This window comes from Psychrobacter sp. ANT_WB68 (assembly GCF_008369115.1).
In the GTDB taxonomy this organism is placed as follows: domain Bacteria; phylum Pseudomonadota; class Gammaproteobacteria; order Pseudomonadales; family Moraxellaceae; genus Psychrobacter.
The window spans coordinates 406,137-428,374 of the sequence record NZ_VOAZ01000001.1 but is presented as its reverse complement, the minus strand read 5'-3'; the positions used below and the strand labels follow the sequence as shown (position 1 = coordinate 428,374).

General features: G+C 41.9%; 21 protein-coding genes and 3 tRNA genes. 12 read left to right on the top strand and 12 right to left on the bottom strand.

From position 1 onward, the window contains the following. The first annotated feature begins 147 nt into the window (after positions 1-147). Positions 148-1,155 carry a porphobilinogen synthase gene (gene hemB, locus FQ084_RS01860; protein ID WP_149488936.1) on the top strand — a complete coding sequence of 336 codons (1,008 nt, stop codon included), beginning with the start codon at positions 148-150 and terminating at the stop codon, positions 1,153-1,155. A 99-nt stretch (positions 1,156-1,254) separates the two neighbouring features. On the opposite strand, the gene FQ084_RS01855 is transcribed toward hemB, so the two are convergent. Then, positions 1,255-2,232 carry a glutathione S-transferase family protein gene (locus tag FQ084_RS01855; RefSeq protein WP_149488935.1) on the bottom strand — a complete coding sequence of 326 codons (978 nt, stop codon included), beginning with the start codon at positions 2,230-2,232 and terminating at the stop codon, positions 1,255-1,257. 299 nt (positions 2,233-2,531) lie between these two features. Continuing rightward, positions 2,532-2,657: a hypothetical protein gene (locus FQ084_RS13355; RefSeq protein ID WP_262880623.1), complete on the bottom strand. Its 126-nt coding sequence runs from the start codon at positions 2,655-2,657 to the stop codon at positions 2,532-2,534. A 204-nt stretch (positions 2,658-2,861) separates the two neighbouring features. Here FQ084_RS13355 and FQ084_RS01845 point away from each other — a divergent pair, with 204 nt between their 5' ends. Beyond that, positions 2,862-3,635 carry a sulfite exporter TauE/SafE family protein gene (locus tag FQ084_RS01845; protein WP_227679435.1) on the top strand — a complete coding sequence of 258 codons (774 nt, stop codon included), beginning with the start codon at positions 2,862-2,864 and terminating at the stop codon, positions 3,633-3,635. A gap of 332 nt (positions 3,636-3,967) precedes the next feature. Here FQ084_RS01845 and FQ084_RS01840 read toward each other — a convergent pair whose 3' ends face one another. Further along, on the bottom strand, positions 3,968-4,693 hold the full coding sequence (locus tag FQ084_RS01840) for a GntR family transcriptional regulator (protein ID WP_149488934.1): 726 nt from the start codon (positions 4,691-4,693) through the stop codon (positions 3,968-3,970). A 305-nt stretch (positions 4,694-4,998) separates the two neighbouring features. Between FQ084_RS01840 and FQ084_RS01835 the strand changes: the two genes are divergently transcribed. The 4 genes from FQ084_RS01835 to FQ084_RS01820 all read left to right on the top strand — a co-directional run bounded on the left by FQ084_RS01835 (position 4,999) and on the right by FQ084_RS01820 (position 9,920). After that, positions 4,999-6,288, top strand: coding sequence for an SLC13 family permease (locus FQ084_RS01835; protein WP_149488933.1), 1,290 nt, complete (start codon positions 4,999-5,001; stop codon positions 6,286-6,288). 508 nt (positions 6,289-6,796) lie between these two features. Continuing rightward, the gene (locus FQ084_RS01830) at positions 6,797-7,840 is read left to right on the top strand and encodes a tripartite tricarboxylate transporter substrate binding protein (protein ID WP_149488932.1); all 1,044 of its coding nucleotides are present in this window, start codon (positions 6,797-6,799) and stop codon (positions 7,838-7,840) included. A 116-nt stretch (positions 7,841-7,956) separates the two neighbouring features. Continuing rightward, positions 7,957-8,412 (top strand): tripartite tricarboxylate transporter TctB family protein, encoded by a 456-nt coding sequence (locus FQ084_RS01825; protein ID WP_149488931.1) that lies wholly within the window; start codon positions 7,957-7,959, stop codon positions 8,410-8,412. Positions 8,413-8,417: 5 nt separating this feature from the next. Beyond that, complete coding sequence (locus FQ084_RS01820) at positions 8,418-9,920, top strand: tripartite tricarboxylate transporter permease (RefSeq protein WP_149488930.1); 1,503 nt, start codon at positions 8,418-8,420, stop codon at positions 9,918-9,920. Between the two features lie 263 nt (positions 9,921-10,183). Here FQ084_RS01820 and FQ084_RS01815 read toward each other — a convergent pair. Then, positions 10,184-10,260 (bottom strand) — tRNA-Val (locus tag FQ084_RS01815). Between the two features lie 211 nt (positions 10,261-10,471). Here FQ084_RS01815 and FQ084_RS01810 point away from each other — a divergent pair. Beyond that, the gene (locus tag FQ084_RS01810) at positions 10,472-11,224 is read left to right on the top strand and encodes a type 1 glutamine amidotransferase (protein ID WP_149488929.1); all 753 of its coding nucleotides are present in this window, start codon (positions 10,472-10,474) and stop codon (positions 11,222-11,224) included. Positions 11,225-11,250: 26 nt separating this feature from the next. Here the strand turns inward: FQ084_RS01810 and FQ084_RS01805 are convergent, their stop codons facing one another. From FQ084_RS01805 to FQ084_RS01785, 5 genes are all read right to left on the bottom strand, one after another. Next, positions 11,251-11,547: a hypothetical protein gene (locus FQ084_RS01805; RefSeq protein WP_223144837.1), complete on the bottom strand. Its 297-nt coding sequence runs from the start codon at positions 11,545-11,547 to the stop codon at positions 11,251-11,253. Then, positions 11,438-12,097, bottom strand: a complete 660-nt coding sequence (locus FQ084_RS01800) for a sterol desaturase family protein (RefSeq protein ID WP_149488927.1) — start codon at positions 12,095-12,097, stop codon at positions 11,438-11,440. The genes FQ084_RS01805 and FQ084_RS01800 overlap by 110 nt, the downstream gene beginning before the upstream one ends. 117 nt (positions 12,098-12,214) lie before the next feature. Beyond that, positions 12,215-13,159 (bottom strand): DMT family transporter, encoded by a 945-nt coding sequence (locus FQ084_RS01795; protein ID WP_149488926.1) that lies wholly within the window; start codon positions 13,157-13,159, stop codon positions 12,215-12,217. Between the two features lie 104 nt (positions 13,160-13,263). Further along, positions 13,264-13,752 (bottom strand): M48 family metallopeptidase, encoded by a 489-nt coding sequence (locus FQ084_RS01790; protein ID WP_149489566.1) that lies wholly within the window; start codon positions 13,750-13,752, stop codon positions 13,264-13,266. 105 nt (positions 13,753-13,857) lie between these two features. Then, complete coding sequence (locus FQ084_RS01785) at positions 13,858-14,202, bottom strand: DMT family transporter (RefSeq protein WP_149488925.1); 345 nt, start codon at positions 14,200-14,202, stop codon at positions 13,858-13,860. Positions 14,203-14,702: 500 nt separating this feature from the next. Here FQ084_RS01785 and FQ084_RS01780 point away from each other — a divergent pair. From FQ084_RS01780 to FQ084_RS01770, 3 genes are all read left to right on the top strand, one after another. Then, positions 14,703-14,778: transfer RNA gene (locus FQ084_RS01780), tRNA-Asn, on the top strand. 208 nt (positions 14,779-14,986) lie between these two features. Next, positions 14,987-15,313 carry a CopG family transcriptional regulator gene (locus tag FQ084_RS01775; RefSeq protein ID WP_149488924.1) on the top strand — a complete coding sequence of 109 codons (327 nt, stop codon included), beginning with the start codon at positions 14,987-14,989 and terminating at the stop codon, positions 15,311-15,313. A gap of 228 nt (positions 15,314-15,541) precedes the next feature. Then, positions 15,542-16,303: a hypothetical protein gene (locus FQ084_RS01770; protein ID WP_149488923.1), complete on the top strand. Its 762-nt coding sequence runs from the start codon at positions 15,542-15,544 to the stop codon at positions 16,301-16,303. Positions 16,304-16,381: 78 nt separating this feature from the next. Here the strand turns inward: FQ084_RS01770 and FQ084_RS01765 are convergent. The 3 genes from FQ084_RS01765 to FQ084_RS01755 form a co-directional block, all read right to left on the bottom strand. Beyond that, positions 16,382-16,472 (bottom strand) — tRNA-Ser (locus tag FQ084_RS01765). A 123-nt stretch (positions 16,473-16,595) separates the two neighbouring features. After that, positions 16,596-17,777, bottom strand: coding sequence for a type I glyceraldehyde-3-phosphate dehydrogenase (locus tag FQ084_RS01760; RefSeq protein WP_149489565.1), 1,182 nt, complete (start codon positions 17,775-17,777; stop codon positions 16,596-16,598). Positions 17,778-17,916: 139 nt separating this feature from the next. Then, positions 17,917-19,845, bottom strand: coding sequence for an AAA family ATPase (locus FQ084_RS01755; RefSeq protein ID WP_149488922.1), 1,929 nt, complete (start codon positions 19,843-19,845; stop codon positions 17,917-17,919). 302 nt (positions 19,846-20,147) lie between these two features. Here FQ084_RS01755 and FQ084_RS01750 point away from each other — a divergent pair, with 302 nt between their 5' ends. Together FQ084_RS01750 and FQ084_RS01745 are read left to right on the top strand one after the other, a co-directional pair. Further along, positions 20,148-21,674 (top strand): aldehyde dehydrogenase family protein, encoded by a 1,527-nt coding sequence (locus FQ084_RS01750; RefSeq protein ID WP_149488921.1) that lies wholly within the window; start codon positions 20,148-20,150, stop codon positions 21,672-21,674. Between the two features lie 119 nt (positions 21,675-21,793). Beyond that, the gene (locus FQ084_RS01745; RefSeq protein ID WP_149488920.1) at positions 21,794-22,120 is read left to right on the top strand and encodes a DUF779 domain-containing protein; all 327 of its coding nucleotides are present in this window, start codon (positions 21,794-21,796) and stop codon (positions 22,118-22,120) included. Positions 22,121-22,238: the final 118 nt, after the last annotated feature.

The following is a 22,238-nucleotide window of genomic DNA, read 5'->3' as shown; positions in this document are numbered from 1 at the left end:
TTATAGTAGAGCTGGTTATAGTAGAACATTAGATTAACGCTCCTTTTATTACCTTAACTGTGCCATTTTTATAAAAAACATGCTTTAAAACGGCTTATTTAATAAAGCTGATAAATAACAATGATTAACATCAAATAAGGAAACCTCATGACTTATACTTTTAATCGTCAATTCCCTGAAACTCGCCTGCGTCGCTTGCGTTACAACGACAATGTTCGCGCGATGATTCGTGAAGTGGAGTTGCATCCTAAACACTTTATCGCCCCTGTATTTGTTATAGAAGGCAAAAATAAGCGTGAAGCAGTCGCTAGCATGCCCGGTGTTGAACGCCTATCAACTGATCTGCTGATTAACTATGCCAAAGAATTACTAAGTGAAGGCGTCACCACCATCGACATCTTCCCTGTCATTGATAATTCATTAAAAACGCCTGACGGCAAATCTGCTTATGATGAAAACGGCCTCAGTGCACGTGCGGTTAAAGCGGTTAAAGATGCCGTACCAGAAATGGTAGTGATGACCGATGTGGCGCTAGACCCTTATACCTCACACGGTCAAGATGGGCTGCTTGATGACAGCGGCTATGTGGTGAATGACGAAACCGTTGAAGTGTTGGTCAAGCAAGCCCTCGTCCACGCTCGCGCCGGCGCTGATATCATATCGCCTAGCGACATGATGGATGGCCGTATCAAAGCCATGCGTGACGCCTTTGAAGCCGAAGGCTTTGTGAATACCGCTATCATGGCCTACTCTGCCAAATACGCTTCTGCTTACTACGGTCCGTTCCGTGATGCGGTCGGTAGTGCAGGCAATTTAAAAGGTGGGCATAAAAAGCAATATCAAATGGATTTTGGTAATCGCGCCGAAGCGCTACATGAAGTCGCCATGGATATCAATGAGGGCGCAGATATGGTAATGATTAAACCCGGTCAGCCGTATTTAGACCTTATCCGCGAAGTCAAAAACACCTTTGGCGTACCGACCTTTGCTTATCAAGTTTCTGGTGAATATGCCATGCACATGGCCGCTATCCAAAATGGTTGGCTCACCGATGCTGTGATTTTGGAATCCTTGATTGGTTTCCGCCGTGCGGGCGCTGATGGGATTTTGACTTATTTTGCCCTAGAAGCGGCTCGTCAGTTGAATAATGCTTAATATGCATTAAATTGCTTTGTATATAAAAAAACCGCGCCAGCTATTATTAATCAGCTGACGCGGTTTTTTATTGGCCTTATTTTAAAAGCTCAATAAAACTTATAAATGCGTACGGTCATGCGCTGCATTAAAATCAAGTAGCGGACCTACAGGAATGATACGCGTAGGATTGATATTGGCATGGCTAGTATAATAATGCGCCTTAATATGCTCGATATTTACCGTCTCTGCGATACCGGGCACCTGATATAAATCACACAGATAACCCCAAAGGTTGGGATAATCAACAATGCGGCGAATATTACATTTAAAATGCCCAACATATACGGCATCAAACCGCACCAGCGTGGTAAATAAGCGCCAGTCCGCCTCAGTAATCGTATCACCGAGCAAGTAACGTTGGTCAGCCAAACGTGCTTCTAACGTGTCGAGCGCATCAAATAGCACTACTACTGCTTCTTTATAGGCAGCTTCGGTCGTGGCAAACCCTGCTTTATAAACCCCGTTATTCACCGCTGAATAAACAAACTCATTAACCGCATCGATTTCTGCTAGCAGCTCTTTTGGTAAAAAGTTAAATGCCGTTGCCCCTATCTCATCAAAGGCTGAGTTAAACATACGAATAATTTCAGAAGATTCATTACTGACGATAGTATTGGTTTTTTTATCCCATAAGATTGGCACCGTCACGCGTCCAGTATAATCAGGCTTAGCCGCAACATAAACTTCGTATAGGTAGCCTGCATTGACAATTGGATCAGCAATAACGCCTGCGCCCTCTGCAAACGTCCAACCTTTATCGCCCATAAATGGATGCACTACAGACAGCGAAATCATGTCCTCCAAACCCTTTAGCTTACGATAAATCGTAGTGCGATGCGCCCAAGGACACGCAAGCGACACATATAAATGGTAACGATTGGCTTCGGCTTTAAAGCCGCCGACACCTGATGGACCTGCGCTGCCATCGACCGTGACCCAGTTTCTAAAACCGGCGTCTTCTCGCATAAAACGTCCACCGTTTGCCTCTGTTTCATACCATTTGTCTTGCCATTGACCATCGACTAATAAGCCCATATTCTTCTCCGATTATTTTAGTTTTAAATAAATTTTTATTGATAAATGACTGCTATTAGACAAGCAGCATTAAGTATTGTCATAGTGATGTTCATTCGTTTTTCACACTGATAGTAACATTTCTATGTTACCTATTAAGCTTTGTTTACTTCTCAAACAGCGTATAGCTTAAGCGATAGCATTGTAATAGAACTATTTAAAATATAATGTGTCAACCTATTTTAGGACGTGACAATGCTCAAGTGCCCTCTTCTGTAATGCGGTATTTAGGTATGGATGGTCGCCGTATATTTGCCTATTTATAATGGCAGTTGGAATGGCAATTGGTTTGAGAACACCCCTGCAGAAATACTCAATGGCAAAGCTCGATACACGGTAGAAAATATTGCTTCACTGTTTTCATTATTGCGGTATGATCTTAGCATCACCACCTTACCAAAACTCTTTTTTTTTCTAATAAACCAGAGCTGGCCTGAATAGCATTACTTTACCCTTCTTTGAACAGACAAACTGGTGTTTTTAAACGGGCGAATAAATACATCCCACCGCCGTTTCAAGCTTTTTATGAGCTATGCATTGATTATGGGAAAAATCATTACTTGATATAATTTATGAAATAGGACTTTATAGTGTCCCTTGTTTTAGATCTATTACAAGCCATCCCGAATTGGCACTTAGTAGGCTTGTTTACTGCTGGCATGGTTGCTTTTATCATTTCTACTATATCGGGTGGTGGCGGTGCTATGCTACTGATACCGACCACCTCTTGGATGATAGGACCAGCAGTTGCACCACCTGTGATCAATTTGGCTACCTTCATTAGTAATGCTTCGCGGCTGTATCTATTCTGGAATGATATTGATTGGTCATTAACCAAATACTATGTACCAAGCGCCATCGTAGGCGCGTGGCTAGCAGCATTGGTTTTTAGTCGTTTAGATGCAAACTGGATTCAGTTATTGGTTGGCGTATTTTTAGTGTCTACTATTTTCCAATATAAGTTTGGTAAGGTAAATAAAACGTTTGATATGCCAAAGGCAGGCTTTATCCCTTTGGGCTTTGTCGTTGCGTTTATGAGTACATTGGTGGGTGGTCTCGGTCCTATCCTTAACCCTTTTTATATGAATGCCGGACTAGAAAAAGAAAACCTTATTGCCACTAAAACCGCTAATTCTTTTTTTGTAGGTATTGTACAAATAGCTAGCTACAGTTTTTTTGGCGTAATCACTGCCAAGCTTTGGATATATGGTCTGGTATTAGGGCTAGGTGCCGTTGTTGGCAATGTCATTGGTAAACGCTTTTTGGCGGGAATGAGTATTAGTCAGTTTAGGATAATGCTGCTCATTCTAATGGTCATCAGTGGCATAGTAATGATAATAAGAAACGTCAATGTGTTGTTCTAATACACCATTGATTTGATATAGATACCTAATTAGATACAAAAACCCTGAAAGTACAATAGATATAAATGCTTGCTGAACGTGGAGCTCTACGTATGTATTAAGAATGGCATAGAGTATATAGCCCACGCACTCTAGAAACTTACTTTGTTGGCCGCTACTATGATCTTAGGATTATATTGCTTAGTGCTGACAAGATTGCCTTGCTTGGCCTTATTTTGCCCATAACATAAGGTCTACTTTGCTATACCTAACTGCTTTGCAGTCGCTAAAGTATGACCCTTACTGCCTGCTATCTTATGTCGCTTAGCTTAACCGATGACACGCCGCGAGCATCAAATAATATTAATTTTATAACTGAACTTCTCTGCTAGCCCATAGGATTCTCTATATTCGATAGGATCGCCTTCTAGATTTTTAGCGATACGGCATACCTTAACCAAGCTTTCTTGCTCAGCATTGCCTAAATAAGGGTCGCTGTGATCGGTTATAAAAAACAGTGTCTCTACGGCAGACGACACAAACTGGCCACACTTTTTATAGTAAAACGGATAGAGAAGATTCTCAAAATCTTCAGGGTCTAAGGTTGCAAAGGCTTCGTAACGACTCTTAGGTAACCAAATCCTTTCACTCAACAAGACTTTATCTTCAACCATACGCATACGTTCTATATAAATTAAAGCTTCATTTTTACCTATATTTAGTTTTTCATTAATATCATCAATACCATCTATTACCATGATTTTTTTGACTACGCCTGTCGGTGTGTCATAGCAAGCGTCTTTATCACGGAACTTAAAAAATCTTAATAATGAGCTTTCAAAATCTGGACGCTTTAAAAAAGTACCTTTGCCTTGCTGCTTCATTAAAACGCCCTCTTCTACCAATTTTTCGACAGCTTTACGGACGGTTCCTACCGATACCTCATATTTATCTGCAAACTCCTGTTCCGTAGGTAAAGGCGTACTTTCATCCCATTTACTTTCTGTCAGTAATGTCTGTATGTGCCAGCGCACTTGCTCATAGCGTGGGATTTTGAAATCTTTAAAATTATTTAACATTTTTTTCACCACAATCGAAAGGTTTTTATTAATTGTCTCAATCTCGTCAAGCGTTGCTATTACTGTAAAAATTAGGATATACCGAATCACTTTAATATTAATATTCACCTATGTACTGGTGGTCAATTTTATCTAATTAACGTCATCTTTTTTGCTATCATTCTACTCAATCAGATACACTTTTAAAGCTTAGATAAGCTTCTAATCTAGAAAGCTATCCGTCAATATTAGCGTAATGCTCTTTACTCTGTAAAAACTGCTATGGTTTTTTATAGAATTCATACAGTTCAGGTCAAGGGGTAGTCGTGACTCTTTATATTCTAGCCGCCATCGTAATATGTATCATTTTGGGCTATACCACTAAAATCAATATTGGCCTATTTGCTATTGCCTTTTCATACCTTATCGGTTGTTTTGGTATGGGGCTGAAGTCATATGAAATTATTGAGCTATGGCCTATCAAGATTTTCTTCGTTATTTTTGCCGTGACTCTTTTCTACAATTTTCCTTTAGCTAATGGTGCTTTAGAAAAGCTATCCAATCATTTAATCTATAAGTGCCGTCACTTTCCCGCATTCTTACCGTTAATTATTTTCTTTGTGGCCACGATTATTGCAGGCTTAGGAGCCGGTTATTACACTGTCTTAGCGACGATGGCACCGATGATCCTGCTGTTGTCTAAACGCACTAACTTGAATCTTGTCATTGCTACTTTATCGGTTAACTATGGTGCCTTAGCTGGTGCTAACTTTATCACCTCACAAAGCGGTGTTATCTTTAGAGAGCTCATGCGCGGCGCAGGCGTCGCAAATGATAATACTTTTACTTATGTATTGGGAATCTTCGCTGTTACTTTTTTAATGCCTGTGATTGTATTGGGTGCTTATAGCTTTATCAATGCTAAAAACAGCAAAATCGCGATTCAAACGACCGTACCAGAACCCTTTGATAGTAAGCAAAAACAATCTCTTATACTGATTTTTATTATGATGGCTATTGTACTTATTGTGCCCATTTTAAATCTACTCATGCCACAAGTATCAGCGGTTCAATTTTTGAACGCTCGGATTGACATTGGTTTTATCGCCATTTTTTTTGCTTTAGTGAGCTTATTTTTGAAGCTAGGCGATGAAAAAGCAGTGATTGCTTTAATACCTTGGAATACCCTCATTATGATTTGTGGTGTCGGTATGTTAATCAGCCTCGGAGTGGAAATAGGCGTTATTTATGAGCTGACAGAATGGCTAAGTACCAATGTACCCATCTGGATGATACCGATTTTAGTCTTTGTTATTAGCGCCATTATGTCGATATTTGCCAGTACACTCGGGGTAGTCGCTCCTACCTTATTTCCTATGGTGCTGCCCCTAGCCGTTGCCTCTGGACTAAGCCCTTTATTACTATTTACCTGCATTGTTGTGGGAGCACAAAGCTCATCCCTGTCCCCTTTCTCATCAGGAGGTAGTCTGATGTTAGGCGCCTCTCAAGTCGTTATAGACAAAGACAAGCTTTTTAATGCGCTCTTATTCAGGGCTGTGCCCTTAGATATTGGTATTGGAATACTCGCAATTCTAATTATCCAGTTCATTTTTTGACGGCTCATAAGTAAAATATACCGTGGTTCTTTAATATTTTTTACACCTGCTTGCTATAGCTTGATCCCAAAACATCTATTCTTCCCATTAAATACATAATTACTTAAACCGTTACCTCAGCCTCATGACGATACTAATATCAATGTGATTCTCAGTGTATTTGGATAATTTATACCGCTGGTGCATTTCCATATCTACTTGTTTTCATTAATAAAAACATCTACGTTAATGAAAATTAGGATATTTTATTTTATCTTTCACATTGATAAAAAAAGACCAATAATTAATCTTTGAGTCAATATATTACTATAAAATTCATATATACATACATATGTTTCTTGTCATTTACAAAATATTCTGTTACTTTTACATAGTGACAAAAAAACATATTTTGACGAAGTTTAGTAACCTCGTTAATGAGGTCGTAGCTTGACCTGTAATAACTCTATTTATTTTGATCAGAATCCTCTTGAATTTTTACTGTGAAAATACACACAAGGAGTGTCGTGTGAAAAAATTATCTTATCTGGCTCTTGGCCTGTCTATCCTATCTTTGACCGCTTGTAACAAGCCAAACGAAACTGCCAGTACAGATGCGACTGCCGCAGACGGCTCAAGTGAGCTGACCGCACCTTCACGTCCGGAATGTATTGCACCTGCCAAACCAGGCGGCGGCTTTGACTTGACTTGTAAGCTTGCTCAGGCAGGCTTAAAAGAGACGGGTATCCTAAAAGATCCCATGCGGGTTACCTATATGCCAGGTGGCGTAGGTGCTGTTGCTTATAACAAGATTGTTGCTAATGATCGCGCTAACGGCAATGCCATTATTGCGTTCTCTACTGGCTCTATCCTAAATTTATCGCAGGGTAAATTTGGTAAATTCACTGAAAAAGATGTGAAATGGCTGGCGGGTGTCGGTACTGATTATGGCGCAGTCGCGGTCAATGCCGATTCACCGATCAAAGATCTAGCAGGCTTGGTCGCTGAGCTCAAAAAGAACCCTAAAGCTATCAGCTTTGGCGCTGGCGGTAGTGTCGGTGGTCAAGATTGGATGCAAACCGCTATCTTAGCCAAAGCAGTTGGCGTCAATCCTAGTGATATGACTTATGTCGCGATGGAAGGTGGCGGTGAGGCCATCACAGCGGTAATGGGCAACCATATTACAGCCGTTAGTGCGGGTATTGCTGAGATTATGCCACAAGCCACTGCTGGTAAGCTGCGTGTACTAGCTGTGTTTGCAGATGAAAGGTTGGGTGGCTCCATGGCCGATATTCCTACTGCAAAAGAGCAAGGTTACGATGTAACTTGGCCAGTTGTTCGTGGCTTCTATATGGGACCAGACGTTAGCCCTAGCGCTTATAACTGGTGGAAACAGGCCTTTGATAAAATGCTTGCTGATCCAAAATTCGCCGAAATACGTGAGCAGCAAGAATTGCTACCATTTGCGATGACTGGTGAAGAGCTACAAGCCTACGTTTATAAGCAGACGGGTGAGTTACGCGAATTGTCTGCTGAATATGGTCTTGTTGAAGCTGCAGTGGAAACCAAATAGTTACGTTGAGATTCAATAAGATTATTCATTGAAGAGTAAATATTTTTGGAATTTTCAAAGGCTGGCAGGATATCTATCTGCCAGCCTTTTTCCCCAAGATTTAAGGAGTGCCCCTTATGACAATGGAACGTCTGTTTTCCGGGCTGATGGCGCTAGTGAGTTTATTTCTAATATACTTAGCCATTGGTTATGTTGCCCCTATTGCTTATGATCCGATTGGTCCTCGTCCTTACCCCATTTTAATCTTCTCATTGCTGGCATTTGGTGCTTTAGTAGTCGCTTTTCGTCCGGCACGTTTTACTAAGCATATTGATCTAGGGCTTACCAAACCGATCATCAAAAATCTAGTGCTTTGTGCACTCGCTTTATTAGTCTACGGTCTTATTTTTGAAGACTTAGGCTTTATTCTTTCTACTATCATAATGTCTTTTGCAGTAGGTTTGCTGTTTGCAGGTAATCCGCTCAAAAGTCTTGTCTTCTCAGTTTTAATCAGTATTGGCCTATATGTCTTATTTGACATATTTTTAGATGTCAAATTACCACTCGGATTGTTGTCAGGGATAATAGGATAGCCAATATGGATACTTTTGATTTTTTGATGCATGGCTTTGCTATCGCATCCACCCCAAAGAACTTACTAATTGCACTGATCGGTGCTTTTTTAGGTACGATTGTGGGCATGTTGCCGGGTCTTGGTCCGATCAACGGTGTGGCAATATTGCTGCCTTTCGCCTTTGCACTTGGCTTACCACCAGAGAGCGCGCTCATTCTGCTTGCAGCCGTTTACCTTGGCTGTGAATACGGTGGTCGTATTTCTGCCATTCTCATTAACGTACCCGGTGATGCCGGTGCTATTATGACAACTTTGGATGGTTATCCACTGGCAAAGCAAGGCAAGGCTGGTATTGCCTTGTCTTTATCGGCTGTTAGCTCTTTCATTGGCGCCACTATCGCGACAATCGGTGTGGTACTATTTGCCCCTTTATTAGCCAAGTGGGCAATCTCATTTGGACCCGCTGAATACTTTGTATTGATGGTATTTGCTATTACCTGCCTAAGCGGTTTGGTGGGTGATCAACCTGTTAAAACGGGCATTGCCGCGTTAATTGGTCTTGGTCTGGCAACGGTCGGTGTCGATGCCGTGACCGGTATTTACCGCTTTACCTTTGATTCTGTCAACTTGTCTGATGGTATTCAATTTACCACCATTGTTATTGGTTTCTTTAGTGTGAGTGAGATCTTAATCTTGCTCGAAAAAACCACTACTGGTCACAAGGTCATTGAACAAGGTAAGCGCAGTTTATTAAATTTTAAAGAGTTTACTTTTACACTAGGCGCTATGATACGTAGTGGTCTAATGGGCTTTGTGGTTGGTATTTTACCAGGTGCAGGGGCTACCATTGCCAGTGCCATGACCTATGCCAGTGAACGTAAAATCGCTGGTGATACCGGTACCTTCGGTGACGGTGATCTTCGTGGCGTCGCGTCACCAGAGGCGGCAAATAATGCCTCAGCTTGTGGATCATTTGTGCCAATGCTGACGTTAGGCGTACCAGGTTCTGGTACAACAGCGGTCATGATGGGCGCCCTAACTTTATATAACATTACACCAGGTCCGCAGTTATTTACTGAGCAGCCAGATATCGTTTGGGGTCTTATCGCCTCTTTATTTATCTGTAACGTCATTTTGTTAATTATGAACATACCCTTGGTTGGTTTGTTTGCCAAATTACTTGATGTGCCAAATTATATATTAATACCAGGCATCGCTGCCGTCAGCTTCGTTGGGGTATATTCAATCCATAGCACAACCTTTGACTTGGTATTTATGGTAGCGCTTGGTATCTTCGGTTATTTCTTACGTAAATTAAACTTCCCATTGTCAGCGCTTATTTTGGGCTATGTATTGGGTGAGCTAATGGAGTCTAACTTAAGACGTGCCCTGTCTATTTCTCAAGGGGAGCTGAGTATTCTATGGAGCAGTCCTATTACTGTCGTACTATGGTTATTGGCTATTTTGATGGTCTTTATGCCTGTGATACGCAGTATCTACCGCAGAAAATTTAAGCCTGCTGTTTAGGTTTTAGCTATTCCATTATCAATAATACTTTACCTGCGGTGGTTGTACTCTATGTATGACCGCTGTTTTTTTACATCGATTCAATGTATACCTGTAAATACCTATTCAAAACCACTTTATTGGTCACTGACTCTTTTTTTGAGTCATTCAGAGCTGATTAAAGAATTATGAATATAGAGTGATACGAGCAGAGATTTTCTGCTACAGCCTATATTTTATAGACAAAAAAAGCCCCAATCTTTATGATTGGGGCTTTCTAAATTTGGTAGGCATAAGCAGACTCGAACTGCTGACCTCTACCATGTCAAGGTAGCGCTCTAACCAACTGAGCTATACGCCTATTTAGGTCATGCATTTTAGCAAGTTTTTAAAACTTTGCAAGCCTTTTCTATCACAATATTTACTTATTATGAGAATACTTAATTTTAAGCTTTGTAATGAAGCACTTAAGAAAATCAGGCGTTTCTAAATAGTTGCCACTATCTAAGATATCTCATACCTTGTAGACTTTTAATATCATAAAAACATAACTTCTTAATAGAGGCCATCACATGACTTTACGCATTCATGCCTTATTTCACACAGATTACGAAGACCTCAGTTATATTAAGCACTGGGCAAATAATCATCAGCACACGACTACCTACACCCGCTCTTATAATCAAGATGCCTTGCCTGCGCTCGACAGCTTTGATTGGTTAATCGTGATGGGTGGGCCAATGAGTGTCCATGATGAGGACAGCCAGCCTTGGTTGATAGATGAAAAACGGCTGATTAAACAAAGTGTGGATAGCGGAAAAACTGTGATTGGTGTTTGCTTGGGTGCACAGCTTATTGCGCATTGTTTGGGCGCCAACGTGCAGCCAGCGCGCGTAAAAGAAATCGGCTGGCTACCTATTCAGTTGACTAAAGACGCTCAAGCGCATCCTTTATTACAAGACTTGCCAAAACAGCCCTTTACCGTCTTTCATTGGCATGGCGATGGTTTTGAATATCCACGAGGAGCGATTCCTCTTGCGACATCAGAGGCGTGGCGTAAACAAGGATTCCTTTATCAAACGCCGCGGCATAAAGCGCTGGGTACTTGGGTCATGGCTTGGCAATGTCATTTTGAGGTCACCAAAGAAAGCATCGTTAAGATGGTAGAAAATGGCAACAACGCCATCCAAAAAGGGCTGGTCACCTATCCCAAAACGGTACAATCAGCGGCTGAGATAATTGCGCTTGGCGATAAATATATCACCGATAACAATGCGCGCTTAGCAGCCATGCTCAATCGTATGGCAAAGACTGCTAATATTTAAAGCCAAATACCTGAAACACAAAAAACTTAATTATTCAGATACTTTTTGCGTTTTTCAGCGGCTAACTCGTTTTGCTCAATCTCTAGCGGCGTTAAGCCATCCTTCTTGCCTTTAAGATAACTAAGATACGCGGGGATATGGGTCTTACCCAAGTATTTATCCAAGTAAGGTAGAAACCCCGCATAATTGCCTTTAAATTTGGCATGATGAAAGTCATGATAAACAGGGCCTTCGTACACAGGCAATAAATGCGCGGGATTCCAAGGAATATCGTAGCCAATATGCCCATCTGCTCCTTCGATTTGACGTAAAATCACCCACATCCAGACCACATAGATATGCGTCCCTAGAATGATTGGACCCACTAACCGTCAGCGACGCCGTCAATGAATACTCAACCCAGTGCATATAATTGCCATTGATACCGCAGGTATTGCGAATGCGGTGGTGCACACTGTGAATATTTCTTAGCAGCCACTTATTTTCGTGCATATAACGGTGCATACAGTAATATAAAAAATCATCGAGCAGCACGAAGAAAATCAACTGCGCGATGATAATATACCAAACAGGCATCTCACCATTATGAACGCCTGTCAGCTTTAATAGCGGCCAAGCCAGCACCAATAATGCGGCTAAAATAATATTGTTAATAATGATGCGACCGATAGACGGTAATAGAAACTGTTTCAACTCAAACGGTTTTTGTTGAATCTTATATTTACGCAAGGATACTGGGTCGCGCCAAGCAACTATTGTCCACGGAATAGCGACTGCTAGAAAGGCTGCTGTGCTGATGGCAAGCGTTGCCATGGGGAACTGCCAAAACCAAGGGTCGTTATAAAACCCTTGCCAATACGAAAACACATCCATATGTCACCTATTGAACATTACGTTTGCAGGTAAAAATCTTTGAAAGCAAATGAAGAAATTAAGAGCCTTTATAATTTATTAATAATACCAACATAAGTTAATTAATATATTTATATCTTAGCGCTTATCTGCTACTGATGTCGCCATTTTGACGCCGCCATATGTGACTAAGACGACACCAAATGCTATTAATGATGCGCCTAAAAACAAGCCTTCTGGCGGACTTTCCCCTTGCAAGAAAATGGCAACAGGTACACCAACGACCGCTCCGACCGAACCTAATAAGCTGAGTAGCACTGGGCCGCCGGTTTTTTGTAGTAAGAATAATAGTAAGAACTGACCAGCAAAAACGAATGCTTGCACCACAATCAACCCTAACGGTAATATCTCTGTCGTCGGCACTGCCAGTGAAAAGTGCGGCATGATACTGACTAAGCCCAGCAGCATTGAGGCCGCTATGAGCATACCGGGTGCAAGCGCGCTTGGCGAAAGATTATTGGGCCAATATAAAGTGCGATAAATATTACCAATCGCCAGTAATACCGGGCCAAAAAGCGCAAGACCAATCCAAAACACACTGGCATCAGGCGTGGAAAATTTACGCGCCGCTAGTACCCCTACTCCAGCAAGTGCAGCGACCACGCCAAGTGCGCGCAGCTTAGTAAAGCGCTCTATTTTTAAGATGATGGCTGCCAGATACGTCAGGAGCGGCGGCAGCGAAATAATCAGCGCGACAAAACCTGCGCCAACATGTGGAATAGCGGAGAAGAAGATTAAGTTTGAGCCTGCCACACTGACTAATGCGGCAACCAAATAATAGCGAAGGGTTGCTTTACTTAAAGGCGGCAGCTCATGACGTAGAAATGCATAACTAAATAAAATAAACGCCGCGCCAGTAATGGACCAAAACAGAAATGCTAGCGGCGTTAAACCTACTTCGCCGGCAAACTTTGCTAGATTGGTAGAAATACCGATTAATCCGCCGCCCGCTATGAGACACAGCACAGGAATGAGCCACGCTTTTTTACCTTCAGCCATACCTTGTTGCGCCGACTCACTCATAGGCTACCTTACTCTTAAAATGGCGGTTTTATTCATTATAGTCAGCCTCATTATTTTGGCCTAGCTTGCTAATAATTAGATAGATTCCATGTTACCAACATAGATTAGCGTTCGCGCCAATGCAACCACAAACGGGTATCGAGCTCAAACTGATGATAATCGGGTTCCATATGACAGCATAGCTGATAAAAAGCCTTGTTATGCTCTTGCTCCTTGAAATGTGCCAACTCATGCACCACGATCATACGCAAAAACTCAGGCGGCGCTTCTTTAAATAGACTTGCCACCGTGATGCTATTATGTGATTTCAGCTTACTACCTTGCACGCGTGATTGATAAGTATGTATGCCAAGTGCATGTTTGAGCACGGCAAGTTTACTATTATAGGTCACTTGCGACAGCGGGCTACTTTTACGCATATACTGGTTTTTGATGTCATTAATATAATGATACAGCGCTTTATCGCTTTGTATTTGATGGCGATTAGGATAATTTTTATCCAAATAATCGCCCAATCTGCCACTACTAATAAGCGTCGCCGCTTGGCTTTGAATCTGCTCAGAGTAATGAGCGATATACTTTAATGTGGTCAATATGGTCACCGTTTTTATCTTTGACGTTTTATCTTTTAAATTGTGAGTTATAGATGTTTTTTGCTTTTAAGTCGTGCGCACGCTCTCATATTGTATGATCAATGATTAATGCGTCACCGAATCAGACAACAAGTTCATCACCACGACACCTCCAACAATCATCGCAATACCAACCACGGCAGCGGTATCAAGCGTTTGCTTAAAGAAGAACAGCCCCACCAATGAGGTCAACATGATACCGAGGCCGCCCCATAACGCATAAGCAATACCGATGGGTATGGTTTTTATGGTTTGGGTTAATAAATAGAACGAAATTGCATAAAGCACCGTCATAATAAGCGTGGGAATAAAGCGCGTAAACTGTTCTGACTTGACTAAAAAAGTGGTGCCAATCACTTCACAAACAATAGCAATGGCAAGGTAACCGTAAGCAATCGTGGTTGGACTCATATTGAAGGTACCTATATCAGTTAAAACATTGGTTAAAACGTGTTGCTTGATAGCAAATAAAGTTAAAAAACAGCCAATTAAAGCCAAAATACTAAAGAAACGCTCGGCTGGCTATTTTATAGGTTTATATCAGTGCTTGAAATAGCGTTTTTAAGGTTTAAAGCAATGCAAAAATTTTATTTATTTTCAATGAGATGGTTTAATTGAACCGGCTAAAAGAGTGAAGCTTTACAATCTTTATCACAATTTGATTCTTTATATATTCTAGACGTATTGCATCAGGGTTGTTTATAAAAACATTCAATAAAGCATCTACTTTAAAAGTAATTATGCTCAACTTCCTATAGATTTTAATTATATTTATAATTAATCACGTAATAAGGTTGACAGCTCACAACTACTTGGCTAAAATGTGCCCCACATAACGCAAACAAGACAAGCAATCGCGCTCACCAAAGCCTTTGTAAAACTTGCGATAGTAACCGTTATAAACAACTTATTCTCCAATAGCTCAGTTGGTAGAGCAACGGACTGTTAATCCGTGTGTCCCTGGTTCGAGCCCAGGTTGGAGAGCCATATTATAAAAGACCTTCATCACTTATCTGATGGAGGTTTTTTTATGGTCGTAGCTTTTAGCCACTAATCGCATCGGTCTAAGGCCGCACAATATTAATACGGCCATGGTGTTCTTTTAGCGGCTTTTGTTGTATGGTAAGGTTAGCTGTGACTGAGTCAGTTTTTCCCTGAGTGCTTTACTCCTACTCACTAAAAGTAATGGTTTATTATGATACCTGTGCGCATAAAAAATAAGTTCTCTGATCACCCGCAAAAAATCACGCGTCCGATCAGTATTCGCTTGTCTGAAGAGATGATTAGATTATTAGAGTCTACCTCGTCAGAGTTGGGCTTTAAACGTATTCAAGGACTAATTCGTCTTTATATTCGTCAAGGACTGGATCGCGATCATCAGGATTATACCCTAGCTCATGATGAAGTTTTTATCGAAAGTCTGCGTAAGCGCGGTGTCAGCCAACGTATTATTGATGAGGCGATTGTAGTGACTCATAATAATAACACTACTCACCCGTTGTCTGAATTACAAGATAAATAGTAAGGCTAGTGGTTGGGTAATCATACATACAGAATAAAAAGACTAAGTTTGCTTAATAGCGCTTAGTCTTTTTTTTACCAGTTAATTTGCTATTTAAAATATACCCTCCTCAATGAACCTAATAACGTCAAGTGGCTATTAGCGATAAACAAACATACAAAATTATCATAGGCGCTATATTGGTATAAAAGCTATTAGCATTTATATAGAGTGAGAAGGAGGCATAAGATGATTGGTTCATACAAACCTGCAAGCAATGCACGCCATGTAGGCCATGTGAGAAAGGCCATATTATTAGCACTTACTTTGGTGATACTACCTGCTATCAATGGCTGCTTACAACCGCCAGCGGATCCAACTAAGCAGACTATACCGACCAACTCTGACCAATGGCAAAAGAAGCTGGGCGATACGTTTGAGCGTTTAAATGAGGGCGATCGACAGCTATTGAGTCGCTACATGCTACGTATGAAGCTCAGTGGTGCTTATGAATCGGGAGCAATGCCCCGTATCACCATTAAGCAAGCACTTATCCAACAGCGTGAGTATGAGCGCCTACATCCAAATAATCCAACCGGCAAAAAAAGCCCTATTGTGACCAGTCAGCAAGTGGGTACGGCCAAAGCTCAAAATTATCCTGTTGCCTTACTACCAGTCAAGACCAGTGATAATGATAGCTTAAATCAAGTGAAGCTACCGTTTATGCTCTCAAACCACGGTAAGGTAGCGATTAAAAGCTTTAAAGGTAAGCTGACCATGAAAGAAGAGCATTTGACCAAAAGTAAAAGCTTTAATGTTCCATTGACACAGTTCAAACCGCCAATCGAACCAGAACAATCGGGCAAAATAATCATTGAAAGCAGTATTGAAGACATCAATGTGATGCGTGCGATTAAAAATAACACAGGGATAAGTATTGAGATTAGCAAAGGTAAGCTAGTGTTAGTGGATGGGCAAGAAATTGAGTTTGATGAGCTGCTAACGAAATAAGCCGACGGTTATAAAACCTGCAAAAACATCGCATAAAAAAAGCCCCAATCAATTACTGATTGGGGCTTTTTTTGAATTTGGCGGAGACGGAGAGATTCGAACTCTCGAAGGGCTATGAACCCTTGTCGGTTTTCAAGACCGGTGCATTCAACCGCTCTGCCACGTCTCCATTGGTGCATCATTATATAGATATCATTAGATAATGCAAGCGTATAATATAAAAAAATGCAATTAATTTACAGCTGGTTTTAAATCAATAACTTACCGTTTGCTCGAAACTGTTTATTCAAAGCTATTTACTCGAAGCTAAGTGTAAGCACATATCAAGCAGCCTATTAGCATATCCCCATTCATTATCATACCAAGCAAAGACCTTATACTGGTCACCTACATGCATAAGCTGTTGTCCATCGATAATGAGTGACTCTGTTTGATGGATAAAGTCACTTGAGACCAAGGGCTCATCAGTATAAGCCATGATATCGAGCAAATAACCTTTACTAGCAGCTTTAAGCACCTCACGAATCGCTTCTATACTGACGTCAGCTGTATCAAATACAAAGGTCACATCAATAGCCGCGACATCAATGGTTGGCACTCTAATTGAATGACCGTTTATCTTACCTACCATCGCTGGCAATACGCGCTCGGTCGCAGCGATACTGCTAGAAGTCGTTGGAATGATATTGTGGCCAGACGCACGCGCACGCCTTGGGTCGCGATGTGCTTGATCTAGTACGGTCTGATCCGCAGTCACGGCATGAATCTCAGTCATCATCGCTGACTTGACGCCAAACACTTTATCAAGGCTATCAATCAGCGGCACCAATGCCTGCGTGGTACAAGAAACGCTCGATATAATCGGTAGCGCACGCGTTAGCTCGTCAGTATTGACGCCCATAACGATACAAGCATCGACATCATCAAAGGGCGCTGCACCAATGATGACTTGCTGGGCGCCCGCTGCTATATGCAGCTGAGCTTGCTCATAAGAGCGAAAATGACCCGTACACTCTAGCACTACATCCACACTCAGTTCCTGCCACGGTAGTTTTTTTGGATCTGACTCTGAGAGCATCTTAATGCAATACGTTAAGTTGTTTTTAGTCAGACACAGCTGAGTATCTTTGTTAATAGCGGTATTAACAGTTATATTGCTATGCCCTTTGCCAGCATCGACCTCACTCATCACAATATCAGCACTAACGCCCAGTCGGGTTAAGCGACCGTGGGTACTATCAAACTTTAATAGATGTAATAAAATATCCGCCGGTGCCAAATCATTAATCGCCACCACATGAATAGCACGTCCCAACACCTCAAAACGCTCTAACAAGGCGCGTAACACATTACGCCCTATACGACCAAAACCATTAATAGCGACTCTCAGTGGCCGTGTGTGCTCGCCAGTAGTAGGAAATACTGCTGCTTGGTCAGACGTCAATTGATAAGTGGCGCTAGAAAAATCAGGCATAACATCAGACATAAAAGGGTATCGCCATAAGGAGGATATAAAAATTGAGCGCTGTACGTTCAGCGCTCCAATGAAAAAACCAACAAGCTGCTATGATTTGCTCACTATCATTGGTTTTTTATAATTGATTAACTTTTAACTAAGGCGTGATAAAAATCAATGCCAAACGAATGGTGTTGTAATCGATGCTCTGCTTAAGATAATCAAAGATTGGACGCAGCTTAATACTGCCATCGTCATTAAAGTCATTTGGATTATTAGCGACTTTAATCGCAACATACGCATTGCCCACTGCCGTCATAACCTCAGATTCTGGTCGCAAATGATCACAAGCTAAGCTTGGATCTTGGGATTTCAGCTCGCCAATATGACGCATAATGGTCGCCTGTGAAAGCTGACGCGCTTGAGAAATCTCCGCAATAGATAAGCTTTCTTCTAGTAGTATTCGTGTGGCGAGCAAGGTGCTGTCCGACTTATCAGAGACTTGATTGCCAAGTGTTTGTTTTTTATCTAGCTGCGCTTGCTGTTGCTCACGGCGCTTTTTTTGTAGATTGGCATAGGCGTCAATGACTGATTTGCTAAGGGTTCCACCCGACTTTAGGATAAACTTCTCATGAGACTGCGTCATACTCTCTTCATCAAGCATCGCATAATTGGCATCAGCCTCATCAGACAGCGCTAAAAACCGTTTATCCGCCCCACGTGCTAACGGATCGAGTTGCAGGCTCATATCATTCATGCCCAGTAGTTGCAGACCCGCCAGCGACTTCAGTCGTGACAATGCTACATAACCTTGACCCAACTCAAAGGTACGTGACAAATCAATCTCTGCCGCATCAAGGGTCATACCTTGTGATTTATGAATGGTAATTGCCCAAGCTAAGCATAATGGCACTTGCTCATAGCTTGCCAGTACATCACCCGTTTCATCTTCGATAATCCATTCTTCCGGTTCAGCGATGACTTCACGACCAGTATTAAGCCTAACCACGGGCATTTTTTGTGTCGTTAGCTTTTTGGCTTTTGGTTTGTCTTTCTCTTTTGTGGTCTTTTCATCTTTGCCTTTTATATTCTTATCAGTATCACTTTCAGCACTGTCATCATCTTCAATTAAATCATCACTGTTGTCTTTACTATCATCGATTTTAACCGCGGCAAAGCCTATCAGCTCGCCCATCGTACCGTTAGACACCCCAAGCTCGGTATTGTTTTTGATAAACATCACCTTGGCACCGACTTTTAACACTAAATCATCTTGGGTACGTACCGTTTTCTTTAGGGTCTCAACCAGTTTAGTGTCACCAGTAGAAGTTGCCTGAAAACGCATCATCTCGCCATCTAACGCGGCAAGCTCTTTATCATTGATACTATTGACGTTGAGATTATGGGTATAAAGACGCGTGCGTTTGATATCGACGTTTTGATCAAAGGTGGCTTCTAGGGCGGCAATCGCCTCAAAGGTCACTTCTTGACGACGAATTTGATTGAGAATATCGTCCAAATCAAGTCCGCCATTAGCCGCCTCACTCACCTGCCTGTGTTGCTCGGACAAATAGCAAATATGGAACTTGGCTTCTAGCCAAGCTTCAGACATGAAGGCAAATTTCTCGCGGTTGCTCTCGCCCTTACTACCAATTGGTGGCAGCTGAAAAAAGTCCCCTGCCACGACCACTTGAATACCACCAAAAGCCTTGTCGTTTTTACGCACATGCTTAAGTACTTGGCTGACTAAGTTAAGCTGCTTGGCGTGCAGCATCGATATCTCATCAATAATCAGTACGGCGGTATCTTTTAAACGGTCTGCCAAAAACTGTTTGCGCGATAAGTTGGTCAAGTCACGATCCGTTAGTTCATCTTTGATGCCAATACCTGACCAACTGTGGATGGTGGTGCCGTTCATATGCGTGGCAGCGATACCCGTACTTGCGGTCACAGCAACCGGTACCCGACGCGCACGCAAATAATCGATATATTGGTTAAGGGTATAAGTCTTACCTGAACCTGCTGAGCCAGTCAAAAACACGTTTTGACCTGTTTTTAAAATATTAAGAGCAGAAGATTGACGCATATATCCAAACCAATTAGTGTTAATAAGAAAAGTCGTAAAATAAACATAGAGAGCTGGAATCTGATATCACTCAAATTATTTAACTTTGATTATAACAGTTACATCCCTTTTGCGAACCACTTTAACCACCTCAGATCACATAACCTAAAGTTATACGATACAAAATATATCATTATAAAAAGTCATTATCACTCAGCGCCAAAGCTCAGTAGGATAGAGTCACAGCTTGGTCAGGATGGCCAAATATTTATGCTTAAGTCGTTTGTTCTTAAATAGCCATAATACACAACAAGGAATCGTTCATGTTATACGCCTACCCCAATACTGAAAATAGTCCCGTCCAATTTCGCAAAAAATATGACAACTTCATCAATGGTGAGTGGGTCGCGCCAATCGATGGCGAGTATTTCGACAACTCAAGTCCTATCGACGGTAAAATCTTCTGTCAAGTTGCGCGTTCAAAAGAAGCCGATATTGAAGCGGCGCTGGATGCCGCTCACGCCGCCAAAGACGCATGGGGCAAAACCAGTGTCACTGAACGCTCTAAGATGTTGCTCAAACTTGCCGACGGTATCGAAGCCAATTTAGAGGCTATCGCTATCGCCGAGAGCTACGAAAACGGTAAACCGGTACGTGAAACCCTCGCTGCTGATATTCCAATCGCTATCGACCATTTGCGTTACTTCGCTGGCGTTATCCGCGCACAAGAAGGCGGCATCAGCCAAATTGATGAAGATACCGTCGCCTATCATTTTCATGAGCCACTTGGCGTCGTCGGTCAAATCATTCCTTGGAACTTCCCTATTCTGATGGCGATTTGGAAAATTGCCCCTGCCCTTGCCGCGGGTAACTGTGTCGTCCTCAAGCCTGCCGAGCAAACTCCTGCTTCTGTTCTATACATGCTTGACTTAATAGGCGCGGCAGACATTTTACCAAAAGGCGTACTAAACGTCGTTAACGGCTTTGGTGTTGAAGCCGGTAAGCCAATCGCTTCTAACCCGCGTATCGATAAAGTTTCGTTTACAGGTGAGACCACCACTGGTCGCTTAATTATGCAATACGCCAGTGAAAATATCATTCCGGTAACGCTAGAGCTGGGCGGTAAGAGTCCAAACATCTTCTTTGCCGATATCATGGATGAAGATGATGACTTCTTAGACAAAGCCGTCGAAGGCTTGGTGATGTTTGCGCTGAACCAAGGTGAAGTCTGTACTTGCCCATCACGCGCGCTCGTGCACGAAAGCATTTATGATGAATTTATGAAACGCTGTATTGCTCGCGTTAAAGCCATCAAAATGGGCAACCCACTTGATACCGATACGATGATTGGTGCTCAGGCTAGCTCAGATCAATTAGAAAAAATCCTCTCTTATCTTGATATTGGTAAAAAAGAAGGTGCAAAAGTCCTTGTCGGCGGTGAAATTGCTAAACATGATGGCGATATGGCAAACGGCTATTATGTACAGCCCACCATCTTTGAAGGCACCAATGATATGCGCGTGTTCCAAGAAGAAATCTTTGGTCCTGTACTTGCTGTCACCACTTTTAAAGACGATGAAGAAGCACTGGCTCTTGCCAATGATACGTTGTACGGTCTCGGTGCTGGTGTATGGACACGTAATGGTACTCGCGCTTATCGTTTCGGTCGTGGCATTAAAGCCGGTCGCGTTTGGACAAATTGCTATCATCTATATCCTGCGCATTCAGCGTTTGGTGGCTATAAGCAGTCTGGGATTGGTCGTGAAAACCATCTGATGATGCTTGATCATTATCAGCAAACCAAAAACATGCTCGTATCGTACAGTCCTAAAGCGATGGGCTTCTTTTAAATCTAGAAGCATGTTCTAATTTAGATAAATAAATGCAATCTATCGTAAGGTAGATTGCATTTTTGCTTTAATAAAGCAGCGATAAGAATAAGCTATTCATAAATGATAAGGAAATCATCATGAAGGTCACAGCGACAGAGTCCTGCAAAGCATTAATCGAATTACTAAAATCTAAGCATGGCGAGCTGATGTTTCATCAATCGGGCGGCTGCTGCGATGGTAGCTCACCCATGTGTTATCCATTGGGTGAATTTAAAGTGGGTGGACAAGATGTACTCATCGGCGAGTTGGTTGGCTGTCCCTTCTATATGGGTAAGGCTCAGCACAAGCTCTGGCAACATACGGATCTAACCATTGATGTGGTTGATGGACGTGGGGCGAGTTTTTCGTTAGAAATACCCGAAGGTAAGCGCTTTATCGTACGTTCAGAGATATGTGCAGTGTAAAGTGCTATTGTATCAATAATAAGCCATGAACAGCCTATCAACACATCCTTATGTGTTATTGAGTGTTTGATTTTTTATAACACTGTGAAAAATACCACCTGTTCATTTTTATTGTATT